The following is a 12,683-nucleotide window of genomic DNA, read 5'->3' on the forward strand; positions in this document are numbered from 1 at the left end:
TTTTGGTTCACCTGCCTTGAGCCTGTCGAAAGGTGGTCCCTCAAAAATGAACAAGCACACATCACTACAAAACCAAAAACCAAAAACCAAACACTAACAACCAAACACCAAACACCAAACACCAAACACTAACAACCAAACACCAAACACCAAATCCCAACTCCCCCATAAAAACCCCATAGATACTCCATGGATACTCCATGGATAGTCCATGCAAGAGCTATTTCAGAAAAACCAAGAACATAAGGCAACAACAACCAAAAACGGCACAAAAAAAGAAAAAACCCAAAACAAAACCCTTACAGGCTAAAACACACATAAAAGGCATTTTCTAAAACCTACCATAACAACAACCAATTAAGTTTATGCCTACATGACAGCCAAAGCTGTTTTTGTATACAAGGTCTTGCAAAAGACAAAAGCGCTAAAAAACAAGCTAAGGCTAATAAACCAATTAATAACCAGAAACTATAATCGCCAAAACTATAGTTTCATAAAACCCAAATCATTATGGCAAAATTGAAAAGCTTCATTAAGATCGAAGGAACCCTGGACGGTCTTACCTTTTACAAGGGCAAAGAAGGGTATTTAATCAAAACAAAAGGAGGTGTAAGTGCAAGACGTATTAAAAACGACCCTGCATTTGCACGTACCAGAGAAAACGGCTCCGAGTTCGGTCAAGCTGCAACTAGCGGCAAACAATTACGACGAGCAATCATCGATTTAATGTCCGACGCTAAAGACGACTTAGTAACATCACGCTTAACACAAGCACTGATAAAAGTCAAAAACGCTGACACGACATCTCCTAGAGGAGAACGTAGTGTAGCTATCGGTCTAGAATCACCCGAAGGAAGACTTGCTTTAATAGGATTTAACTTTAATAACAATGCAATCCTAAGCAGTGTCTTATTAACCGATTATGAGTTAAACACAACAACAGGAGAAATAGATATACCTAGTCTAATTCCTATCCAAAACCTCAACTATCCTGAAGGAGCAACACACGTAAGCTTAGAATCTGGATTCCTTAATTTAGACCTTTCCACCGATATAAAGGACCTACAATTAAGTCCAATTGTAAACCTACCAATCGATGCTACCAACACACCGGTAACATTAACACCAGCTGCTCCTGCCTCTGGTTCAGGTAATGAATTCTTCTTTTTAAAAGTAGCATTCTTTCAGGAGGTCAATGGTACTCAATACCCACTTAACAATGGTGCTTTCAACGCACTTCAGTTAATTGATGTATTGTAACCCATAGTGTGAAGTTAAAAAGCGGGTAGTTGCTACTCGCTTTTTTTTATAGTTAACATGCCAACCCTCATCGCGATACCAACACATGTAGTCGGTAAAACTCCATTCCTGCAACGGGCGTACCCGCGAAGTTTTGGGTGCGGTTCGCTGCAAGCGAAATGTTTACTGACAGTAAAGGACTTTTTGGTTCGTTTTTGGTCCCTCAAAAATGAACAACAAACAACAAGAAAACAGAAAACGAAATACCAATAAACAATAACCTAAGAAAAAGCATCCCAAGTAAGTTTCAACCCTTCCCTAACCGTGTAATGAGGACGGTAACCCAACAATTGCTCTGCCTTGGAAATATCAGCTAAAGAATCCCTAACATCCCCTTGGCGCTCAGGACCATAAACCGCTTCAACTGTAGAATGAGCAGCTTCCTTTAAAGTAGTCCAAAGATAATTAACACTAATACGTTCGCCACAAGCCACATTAAACACCTCATTCTTTACCGCTTCTGAAGCAAAAAAGCCTTTAACATTAGCTTGAACAGCATTATCTACATACGTAAAATCACGCGTTTGCTCCCCATCACCATTAATCTTAGGCGGTACACCATCCTTTAAAGCCTGCATAAACAATGGGATTACTGCTGCATAAGCACCATTAGGACTCTGCTTAGGCCCAAACACATTAAAATAACGTAACCCGATAACATCAGTACCATAAGTAGCTCCAAACACAGTAGCATATAACTCGTTCACATACTTAGTAACCGCATAAGGTGATAGCGGATTGCCAATAACAGCTTCTACCTTTGGCAAGTTCTTACTATCTCCATAAGTTGAACTCGAAGCAGCATATACCATGCGCTTAACAGTAGTACTCTCTTTTAACGCAATCATCATGTTTAAAAAACCGCTAATATTAACCGCATTGGTAGTAGCAGGATCATTAATTGACCGAGGCACCGAACCTAAAGCCGCCTGATGACTAACATAGTCAATGTCTTTCATCGCGTCCTTACAAGTTTGCAAGTCCCTAATATCTCCCTCTATAAGTTCAAAATTAGGATGCGACTGAAAAGCACTTAAGTTCTCTCTATACCCATTAGAAAAATTATCTAGTACCCTAACGGTTTTAGCATTGTATTTTAATAAATATTCCACAAGATTAGAGCCTATAAAGCCTGCACCTCCTGTAACTAAAAAAGAGAGTTGCGATAAATCTTGGGTATGATATGCGTTTTCGTACATGTTGTTTTATTGTTTACTGAATTGTTATGTTCTATGCTTATTGTCAGTCTAAGCTAAGCCTGTACTGAGCGTAGTCGAAGTGTCGAAGTTCCTTCAAGCGTCTCTCTCCTCACTCCTCACTTCTCTCCTCTCCCTTACAACCTTGCATCAACCAAGTCTCTTGGTAGTAAAGATTTTACATCAAACACCACACAGTGATCAGATTTCATAGACTTAACATCCAGCCCTAAAAAGTCTTTGTGAGATACAGCAAGCACAATACCATCATACTGCTGTTTGAGTAACGACGCATCACAAAGCAAATTGAGTCCGTACTCTTCATGCACTTCCTCAGCAGAAGCCCAAGGGTCATACACATCTACGGCTACATCATAAGTTTCAAATTCTCTTATAATATCAATAACTCGAGAGTTTCTAATATCTGGGCAATTTTCTTTAAAGGTAATACCCAGCACTAATACGTTAGCATCTTTAATACGCGCTCCCTTTTTAATCATCATCTTTACAGTTTCTTGGGCTACATAGCTACCCATACTGTCATTCATCTTTCGTCCTGCTAATATAATTTCTGGGTTATATCCAGTCTCAATAGCTTTTTGTGCTAAGTAGTATGGATCAACACCTATACAATGACCTCCAACTAAACCAGGTGTGAAATTAATAAAGTTCCATTTTGTTCCAGCAGCCTCTAGTACCGCTTTCGTGTCAATATCTAATAGTCTAAAAATCTTAGACAGCTCATTTACAAAAGCAATATTAATGTCACGTTGAGAATTCTCAATAACTTTAGCTGCTTCTGCCACTTTAATAGAAGGCGCCATATGGGTTCCTGCAGTAATAATACTCTTATAAAGGTCATCCACATATTTAGCAGTCTCTGCTGTAGAACCCGAAGTCACTTTAAGTATTTTAGTAACAGTATGTAGTTTATCACCAGGGTTAATTCGTTCAGGGGAATAACCCGCAAAGAAGTCTTTATTAAAGGTTAGTCCAGACTCTCGTTCTAATATAGGCACACAAATATCCTCAGTAACACCAGGATACACAGTAGACTCATAAATAACAACATCCTTAGGTTTTAATACTTTCCCTACAGTCTCACTGGCTTTAACAAGCGGTGTAAAAATAGGTTTATTGAGCTCATCTGTAGGCGTTGGCACAGTCACGATATATACATTAGCAGTCTCAAGGATTGAGGTGTCGTCGGTTACAAAGAGTCCAACACCTTTAGTTAAATCATCTGATAATACCGCTTTCAACTCATCACCTTCAACCTCTAAAGTACGGTCAACAGCCCCTTGTAATTCTTTTACTCGTTTTGGATTAATATCAAATCCTATTACTGGATATCGTTTTGCAAATTCTACTGCTAGTGGTAATCCTACATACCCTAACCCTATAACGGCAATCTTGTCTTGTGTATTCATTATCAGTTGGCTATCGATTTTAATATCATTGTCAAATCTAAACAAAAACTCCAATTCTCCACATATTTTTTGTTGATTTTCACTTTATCAGGCCAAATGACACTATCATTATAATATTGAGGGTCTGCTTGTTGACTCAACAAAACATCTTCGGCTTTATATTTTAAGGTTGCTGGACCAGTAATTCCAGGTTTTACACTTAAAACAATACGGTCATCACCTTCAAGACAATCAGCATACCCAACAACATCTGGTCGCGGACCCACAAAACTCATTTGCCCTAAAATAACATTAAACAGCTGTGGCAATTCATCTACTTTCGTTCGCCTTAATAGTTTACCAAGAGAAGAAGCATATACATCAAACTGTCCCAACTGGTGTGCACCTTGTTTTAGTGTACGCAGTTTATAAATTCTAAACAACCGTCCGTGTTGACCAACACGCACTTGAGAAAACAATCCCCATTGCTTGGTATCAATAGTCGCTAAAATTATCAGCAACAGAATAGGCAACAATAATACAGGGAGCAATAAAAGGCTAAGCGCCAAATCAAAACTTCGTTTTACAGCTAGTTGTCGAGTGCTAAGCAAAAGGCTAAATACGTTTTAGGAATTGTCTGAAACGCTTCCACATAGATTGTTTATCGTTTTCATGGTATGCATTACCATAAACACCATAACCATAGCCATAACCATAGCCATAGCCGTAGCCATACCCATAATTATGATTGGTTTTATGCTTGTAGAAGTTAAGCACAAAACTAATATTCTTTACTTCACCAGCTTTGTACTTGGCATTTATTAAAGAAAGCATTCCCTTTTTAGTATAATCTAAACGCACCATAAAAATAGACGCGTCAGCAAACTGCGCCAACTCCAAAGCATCAGTAACCAATCCTAAAGGTGGAGTATCTAGTACGATAATATCATAAGTTTCTCGTAACTGCGAAATTAATGAACGCATAGAATCACTCATCAACAATTCAGAAGGGTTTGGTGGCACTGGACCAGAAGGTATAATATCAAGGTTTTCTATATGTGTAGTGAATTTCACCTCCTCTAAAGCGCTTTCCTCTATTAAATAATTAACAACACCTTTATCATTAGTGATATTAAAGTCTCCAAATATCTTTGGTTTACGTAAATCTAGTCCAAGAAGAATGGTTTTCTTACCAGATAATGCATAAACCGTTGCCATGTTAATAGAGCAAAAGGTTTTTCCTTCACCACTAACAGAAGACGTGATCATTAAGGTGCGACCTTTATCTGAAACACCTTGTTTTTTATAGATAAATTGCAAACTAGACCGTATAGCTCTAAAGGACTCAGCTACTGCCGACTTAGGTTTTTCATAAACTACTAAATTGTTTTTGTAGTTATACTTCCCAACCAATCCAAGTATAGGAATATTAGACAATTGCTCTACCTCATCCGAACCGTGTATGGTATGATCTAATAAGTAAATAATGAAGATTAAAAACATTGGCGTAAAAAAACCAATCATCAGCGCCATCATATAATTAAGGGACTTATTAGGTCCTATTGGAGGGTTACCAATATCCTTAGCCTCATCAATAACAGAAATATCCGAAACATTGGCAGCTTTTACAATAGCCGCTTCACTGCGTTTATCAAGATAGACGTCGTAGGCTTCCTGACTTATATTCATCTTACGCTCTATCTTAAGGTACTCCTGTTGCTCTTCTGGCAATTCACTGAGTTCAGCTTCAAACTTAGCAATCTTGTTATTTATAGAAGATAAATAAATCCCTATAGTGGTTCGGGTGGCGTCAATAGTTTCAAGTAACACATTCTTCTCTGCATTGATTTGACGATCTAAATCTTTAAATAGAATATTACCTTCTTTAGTAGTGTACTCTAAGCTCTGACGCTCTATAGCCAATGCTGTAATCTTACCAACACTGCTTAATATATTGCCTTCTTGTATCCCTACTGAAGTAGGTGCTGCAATATTGGTATAGTCTGTTTTGGTTCGTAGATAAGTCTCTAAAGAATTTAGGTAATCTAACTTAGACTGCTCAGTCTCTTTTTGAACATCAAGCTGACGCAATTTCCCTGAAAGCTCAGTCATTTCCTCATTGACGTCAAACACCTTGTTTTGTTTTCTGAAAGCATTCATCTCATCAGTAACATCCTTAAGATTATCATTAACAGCATTCAAACTACTGTCAATAAACTTAATGGTATTAGTGGCGTAAAGGTTTTTGCGCTCCAATTCTGTCTTGCTTAGTATGGCTGTAGTAGCATTTAAGTAATCAACAATCTTAGCTTTATTGGTTCCTGCCATTGTTAAGCTTAACACCGAAGAAGACCTAGAATACGGATTGATTTTTACAGCACGTTGGTAACTATATACAACACCATCAAAATTAAGGAATTGAACAAAAAACTCGGTATTAGGAATAATACGTTTCCCTGCCCTAGAAGTAATAACTCCATTTAAAAAAGGCAGTTTTATAGAATCGCCAAATCTAAACGTTTGAGAAAAAGCACCTAAAGGCACTGTGACATTGTACTTGGCTTTATCGGCATATCGCTGAACGGATTTTTGTTCAGAAGTAAAATCAGCAAATACTTCAAACTGTTCGTTATCTAAAAAACGAATCCCTATGGGTTGACTTAATAATTGCCCTTGGGTTTTATCAATAGAAAATTTAAAAGGCGCAGCAGTGTAGACATCTACCTTACGATACTTACCCTCTACCAAATACCGCATGTAGTATTGAAGTGAATCTACAACCAATTCATTATGGCGTCGGGTATTAATTGACGTCATAATTTTACCAACCTTCCCAGAAACACCTCCCCAGTTAAAGGAAATACTGGTATTGGCAGTAAAAAAAGGGTTCTGATCACTCTCAACCGAAATCAAAGACCCTAGTTGATAGACATTTTCCTTTCTGACATTAATTAAATAAGCCACTACTAAAGCCACACCAATACTCAACAATACTAGCTTCCACAAGTTTAAGGCTTTAAACAAAAAGCCTTTAAAATCAAAGGTACTCCCTCTTGGTTCAGATGAATCAATATCAAAATGGTCTTGGTTCATACCTTTAAATACGATTAATTAATAAAATGGTAGTTGTAACAACAGATAAAACTGTAATAACTGATGTTAAGTTTTCTCTTAAGGTCGTTCCTGTTCCCCATGATTTTTGCTTCAATGGCTTAATATAAATTATATCATTGGGTTGAACATAATAATAAGGAGACTGCATCACATTAATATCAGTAAGATCTACATGATGAATTTGTTGGCCTTGTGGATATTGTCGGATAATTAACACATCCTTTTTGTTCCCTGTTACAGGAATCTCTCCACTATTAGCAACAGCCTCAAAAATATTTACTCGGTCTTGAAAAAGAGTATTAGTCCCAGGGTTAGCTATTTCTCCCATTGTAGTATAACGCAGACCTGCAAGTTTTACTGTTACAAACAAATTAGCTGTTTTCTTAAACTGTTCTTCTAGAAGTTTTGTTTCAATAATATCTTGTATCTCTTTGGTAGTATAACCTAAGACATTAATCTCTCCAAGCGATGGTATATTAATATTACCATGGTCATCAACAGTAAACCCATCAAAATAAGCGCGTTCAGAACTACTCGCATTTAGATTCTCATCTCCAGCAGGATTTAATATAGAAACTGATTCTTGGTCCAAGGCCTTAACCCGAATACTTAATATATCATTGATTTGTACTCTGTAAGGCTTATGCTGCTCAGTCATGAGCTGTAAAGAATCAAGAGCTTGTTCTTTAGTTTGTAAATACAGTGTATCTTTATGTGGAATACAAGAGGTAAAACCAATTGCCATGAGTAACACTAGCAGTAAACATCTATTCATAGTTGCGTAACTTGTTGCCTCACAAATATAATCCATCAACAGGAATATCAAAACTATTCCTTCTTTTTTTAAGGATTATCCCGTTATTTGCAAAAAAATGACTTTTGAATTACTTAACCGTTGAACATATCTCAAAATCTTATGGAGTACTGGAACTCTTCAGTGACATTTCTTTTAGTATCCATAAAGATCAAAAAATAGCTTTCGTTGCTAAAAATGGCAGCGGAAAAACCTCAATCCTCAATATCATCTCAGGGGCAGATAGCCCTGATTCGGGTCAGGTGATTATGCGTAATGGGTTACGGGTTTCCTTCTTGTCGCAAACCCCAAACTTTGGGGACAGCAAAACTATTGAAGAGGCCATTTTTAATGCAGACCTACCCATACTCAACATCATATCCAATTATGAAAAGGCCTTACAAAACCCTGAGGACACTGAAGCCTACCAAAAAGCCTTTGAACAAATGGACATCCATAATGCCTGGGAGTTTGATGTGCAGTACAAGCAAATTCTGTTTCAGTTAAAGCTAGAAGATATCCATCAAAGCATCAGTACACTATCTGGTGGTCAAAAAAAGCGTTTAGCACTAGCAAAAGTACTTATCAACACACCTGATTTACTTATTCTAGATGAGCCAACCAACCACTTAGACCTTGAAATGATTGAGTGGCTAGAGCAGTATTTTGCAAAAGCGCAAATGACACTATTTATGGTCACACACGACCGCTACTTTTTGGAGCGCGTTTGTAATGAAATTATTGAACTAGATCATGGCAAACTGTACACCTATAAAGGTAACTACTCCTACTATTTAGAACAAAAAGAAGCTCGAATTGCTTCTGAAGAAGTTGAAACAGGAAAAGCCAAACAGCAATACAAAAAGGAATTAGAATGGATGCGCAGACAACCTAAAGCGCGTACCACGAAGTCAAAATCTAGAATTGACGACTTCTTCGATATAAAGTCTAAAGCGCACCAACGCCGAAAAGACCACCAAGTACAGTTGGAACTCAACATGGAACGTCTTGGAAGTAAGATTGTGGAACTACACAAAGTCTCAAAAGCCTATGAAAACAAAACTATTCTTAACGGCTTTGACTATGTCTTTAAAAAAGGCGAACGTGTAGGTATTATTGGAAAAAATGGTACCGGAAAATCCACATTCCTTAACATGCTAACCAAAACCATAGCTCCCGACTCAGGTAAAGTAGTTGTTGGTGACACCGTAAAGTTTGGGTATTACACGCAATCAGGAATCAAAATAAAACCTGAACAAAAAGTCATTGATGTTATTAGGGAATTTGGTGAGTACATCCCATTAAAAAAAGGACGTCAAATTAGTGCACAGCAACTCTTGGAGCGTTTTCTATTTGATAGAAAGAAGCAATACGACTTTGTTGAAAAACTTAGTGGTGGTGAACAAAAGCGTCTGTACTTATGTACTGTACTTATTCAAAATCCTAATTTTTTAATTCTGGATGAGCCAACTAACGACTTGGATATTGTAACTTTAAATGTGTTGGAAGACTTTTTGCTTGACTTTCCAGGATGTTTAATTGTGGTTTCTCACGACCGTTACTTTATGGATAAAATTGTAGACCACCTTTTTGTGTTTAATGGCGATGGTACCATTACTGATTTTCCAGGAAATTATACCGATTATAGGGTTTATGAAAGCTCTACTCCTCCTGAAACTTCGCCTAAGGAAACTACTAAAGTTACAGAAAGCCAAAGGCAAAACGAAGCACAAAAACTCTCATACAACGAGCAAAAAGAACTCAAAAACCTTGAAAGTAAGATTCGTTCTTTAGAACTTGATAAAAAAGCACTTGAAGCTAAGTTTAACGACACAAGTTTATCTCAAGATAAAATCAATGCGTTATCGCAATCACTTCAAGACATTATTGACGAGATTGCCACCAAAGAAAGCAGGTGGTTTGAACTCTCAGAAAAACTAGAATCCTAAGACGCAAAACTCGTATGCATCAAGTGATTCAATATATAAAATTCTTATTTAAATCCACCAACCAACATGGTGTACACTCGCCTTTTGTATTTGACTTGGTTACTAAATGTTTTTACGACACTACTAACTATCCTGACTACGAAAAGCTTAAATCCTACAGACAAAGTCTACTGAGAAATGACAGTTTAGTTTCCATAACCGATTTAGGTTCTGGATCTAAACGCACAACATCTAATACTCGACAACTATGTGCCATTGCAAAAACATCTGGCACTACTTACAAACGTGCTAAACTGCTTTATAGATTATCACATTATTTTAAATTTAAGTCTATACTCGAACTTGGAACATCGGTTGGCATAGCAACTCATGCATTACATCTTGGAAATCCTAATGCAACACTTACAAGTATTGAAGGTTGCCCTAACCTAGCGCTACTTTCAAAAACAAGATTTACCAACCAACCAAATATTACTATCATTACTGGAGCATTCGACGAGCAGATTCCGCTTTTAAAAACTTCAAACTACGATTGTATTTTCTTTGACGGCAACCATACTAAAGATGCAACATTGCACTATTTTGAAGCCTTACTACCAAAAGCTACAAACGATACTGTCTTTATTTTTGATGACATTTATTGGTCTAAAGGTATGACTGAAGCTTGGGAAACTATAAAGCAACATCCTAAAGTCACAGTAACTGTTGACACCTTTTTTTGGGGCTTTGTGTTTTTTAGAAAAGAGCAAGCCAAAGAACATTTTACCATAAGACTGTAACAAGATTGTTGTTTTAGCGTCATATTAATCGCAAATATGTATCTTGCATAGCAACTATAGTTCAACTAAAAAAGTGATAATGGGTAACGTTATAGAAATACGTGATATTGTTAGAGATTTTCAATTAGGTCAGGAAACTGTACATGTTCTTAAAGGCATTGACTTAGACATTGAACGCGGAGATTATGTCGCTATAATGGGACCTTCTGGATCAGGAAAATCTACGCTTATGAACTTATTAGGCTGTTTAGACACACCAACATCAGGTTCTTACAACCTTAATGGAAAAGATGTAAGCAAAATGAGTGATGACGAACTTGCTGATATTAGAAACAAAGAAATTGGCTTTGTCTTTCAAACCTTTAACCTCTTACCACGTACCACAGCATTAGACAATGTAGCATTACCTATGGTGTATGCTGGTGCTTCTAAAAAAGAACGTGTTGCAAGAGCCGAAGAAGTACTAAACGATGTAGGTCTTGCTGACCGAATGGACCACAGACCTAATCAGCTTTCTGGTGGTCAACGTCAACGTGTTGCTGTAGGTAGAGCTTTGGTTAACAAGCCTTCTATAATACTTGCTGATGAGCCAACAGGTAATCTAGATTCTAAAACCGGATACGAAATCATGAATCTTTTTGATGAGATACACAAAGCAGGAAACACCGTTATAATGGTTACTCACGAAGAAGATATAGCTGCTCATGCAAAACGCGTTATTCGTTTACGTGATGGTATCATTGAAAGTGATACTAGAAACTAATTGTCATGCTTTGGATACTTTTAATTTTAGTTGGTGCTTTTATTCTTGTTAAAACTATTTTCACAAACAATCAACGCTTAAGGGAACGTCGTAATAAAGACACTATGTTTAATAAACGTCGGTTTAGACGTTAAAACATCCTTTACAATTTTCCAATAGAACTTTTAAATCTTACCTTGCATTTGCAAATTCCAAGATTCGGTTTAGCACACCTACCTCTTGTAATTCAGTAAACCCTGAAAGTTTAAAATATGAAAGTATACACAAAAACCGGAGACAAAGGCACAACAGCTCTGTTTGGTGGTACACGAGTACCAAAACACCATATAAGAATTGAAAGCTATGGCACTGTTGATGAGTTAAACTCCTACATTGGTCTGCTTAGAGATCAAGACATCAATACCCACTACAAAAACGTATTAATAGAAATACAAGATCGCTTATTTACTGTTGGCGCTATTTTGGCTACCGACCCTGAGAAGGCTATTTTAAAAAACGGAAAGTCTCGATTAAATATTCCTAAAATTTCTGAAGAAGATATTACTACTCTAGAGCAAGAAATGGACACCATGGATGCTGCGTTACCACAAATGACACACTTTGTATTACCAGGAGGCCACCAAACCGTGTCATTCTGTCACATTGCGCGCTGTGTATGCCGTAGAGCCGAACGTTTGGCGTCAGCACTTAATGACTTAGAACCTTTTCAATCGGAAACTTTAATGTATTTAAACCGCTTATCTGACTACCTTTTTGTGTTGGCACGAAAGTTGACTTATGACTTGCAAGCCGAAGAAGTAAAATGGATTCCGAAAAAAGAATCGTAACATTTTTTGGGTATTTAAAAAACTTTGCTTTATTGATACTATCAAGTTCAAGAATTAGCAAATAGTTATACGCTCTTTGATTAATGACAATGTGCTATTTAAACTGTAAAAAAAGCACTACAAAACACTTTGTAACGTACTCAGTTTAAACAAAACATTAAATAATTCATTTTTTTCTTGACTTTTTGAACTAAAAATTTATTTTTGCAAAAAATTAAAACGCATAAGAAATGTATTGGACACTAGAACTAGCATCTTATTTAAGTGATGCACCTTGGCCAGCAACTAAAGACGAATTAATAGATTACGCCATCCGTACAGGAGCGCCTCTGGAAGTAGTTGAAAACTTGCAGGCTATTGAGGATGAAGGTGATTCTTATGATTCTATTGAAGAAATCTGGTCAGACTATCCTACGGATGAGGACTACCTCTGGAACGAGGACGAATATTAAACAAAATCAAAAAGAATAGTTAAAAAGTCTCATAATGAGACTTTTTTTGTGGACTATCCTTTTAAAAAACATAACACAAACCCTATCTTTGTAAGCCTTACT

12 protein-coding genes are annotated in these 12,683 nt (G+C 37.0%); 7 read left to right on the forward strand and 5 right to left on the reverse strand.

The features are described from left to right. Positions 1–510 precede the first annotated feature (510 nt). Positions 511–1,260 (forward strand): hypothetical protein, encoded by a 750-nt coding sequence (locus OD803_RS08530; RefSeq protein WP_262733123.1) that lies wholly within the window; start codon positions 511–513, stop codon positions 1,258–1,260. A gap of 260 nt (positions 1,261–1,520) precedes the next feature. On the opposite strand, the gene OD803_RS08535 is transcribed toward OD803_RS08530, so the two are convergent. The 5 genes from OD803_RS08535 to OD803_RS08555 form a co-directional block, all read right to left on the reverse strand. Then, entirely contained in the window at positions 1,521–2,498 is a 978-nt protein-coding gene (locus OD803_RS08535) for an SDR family oxidoreductase (RefSeq protein ID WP_262733124.1), read from the reverse strand. A gap of 134 nt (positions 2,499–2,632) precedes the next feature. Continuing rightward, on the reverse strand, positions 2,633–3,925 hold the full coding sequence (locus OD803_RS08540) for a nucleotide sugar dehydrogenase (protein ID WP_262733125.1): 1,293 nt from the start codon (positions 3,923–3,925) through the stop codon (positions 2,633–2,635). Positions 3,926–3,927: 2 nt separating this feature from the next. Continuing rightward, on the reverse strand, positions 3,928–4,515 hold the full coding sequence (locus OD803_RS08545) for a sugar transferase (protein ID WP_262733126.1): 588 nt from the start codon (positions 4,513–4,515) through the stop codon (positions 3,928–3,930). A 4-nt stretch (positions 4,516–4,519) separates the two neighbouring features. After that, positions 4,520–6,997, reverse strand: coding sequence for a polysaccharide biosynthesis tyrosine autokinase (locus OD803_RS08550; RefSeq protein ID WP_262733127.1), 2,478 nt, complete (start codon positions 6,995–6,997; stop codon positions 4,520–4,522). Positions 6,998–7,001: 4 nt separating this feature from the next. Beyond that, positions 7,002–7,793, reverse strand: a complete 792-nt coding sequence (locus tag OD803_RS08555; RefSeq protein WP_262733128.1) for a polysaccharide biosynthesis/export family protein — start codon at positions 7,791–7,793, stop codon at positions 7,002–7,004. 104 nt (positions 7,794–7,897) lie between these two features. On the opposite strand from OD803_RS08555, the gene OD803_RS08560 reads away from it, so the two are divergent. The 6 genes from OD803_RS08560 (at position 7,898) to OD803_RS08585 (ending at position 12,581) form a co-directional block, all read left to right on the forward strand. Next, positions 7,898–9,760: an ABC-F family ATP-binding cassette domain-containing protein gene (locus tag OD803_RS08560; protein WP_262733129.1), complete on the forward strand. Its 1,863-nt coding sequence runs from the start codon at positions 7,898–7,900 to the stop codon at positions 9,758–9,760. A 14-nt stretch (positions 9,761–9,774) separates the two neighbouring features. Then, positions 9,775–10,539, forward strand: coding sequence for an O-methyltransferase (locus OD803_RS08565; protein WP_262733130.1), 765 nt, complete (start codon positions 9,775–9,777; stop codon positions 10,537–10,539). A 79-nt stretch (positions 10,540–10,618) separates the two neighbouring features. Beyond that, entirely contained in the window at positions 10,619–11,302 is a 684-nt protein-coding gene (locus tag OD803_RS08570; RefSeq protein WP_129761373.1) for an ABC transporter ATP-binding protein, read from the forward strand. A 5-nt stretch (positions 11,303–11,307) separates the two neighbouring features. Beyond that, a complete protein-coding gene (locus OD803_RS08575) occupies positions 11,308–11,436 on the forward strand; it encodes a hypothetical protein (protein WP_255421388.1) in 129 nt (42 codons plus the stop codon). A gap of 117 nt (positions 11,437–11,553) precedes the next feature. Then, positions 11,554–12,129 carry a cob(I)yrinic acid a,c-diamide adenosyltransferase gene (locus tag OD803_RS08580; protein WP_262733131.1) on the forward strand — a complete coding sequence of 192 codons (576 nt, stop codon included), beginning with the start codon at positions 11,554–11,556 and terminating at the stop codon, positions 12,127–12,129. Between the two features lie 230 nt (positions 12,130–12,359). After that, the gene (locus OD803_RS08585) at positions 12,360–12,581 is read left to right on the forward strand and encodes a DUF2795 domain-containing protein (protein WP_010177336.1); all 222 of its coding nucleotides are present in this window, start codon (positions 12,360–12,362) and stop codon (positions 12,579–12,581) included. Positions 12,582–12,683: the final 102 nt, after the last annotated feature.

The organism is Gaetbulibacter sp. NE, from assembly GCF_025548475.1.
Taxonomy (GTDB): Bacteria; Bacteroidota; Bacteroidia; order Flavobacteriales; family Flavobacteriaceae; genus Gaetbulibacter_B; species Gaetbulibacter_B jejuensis.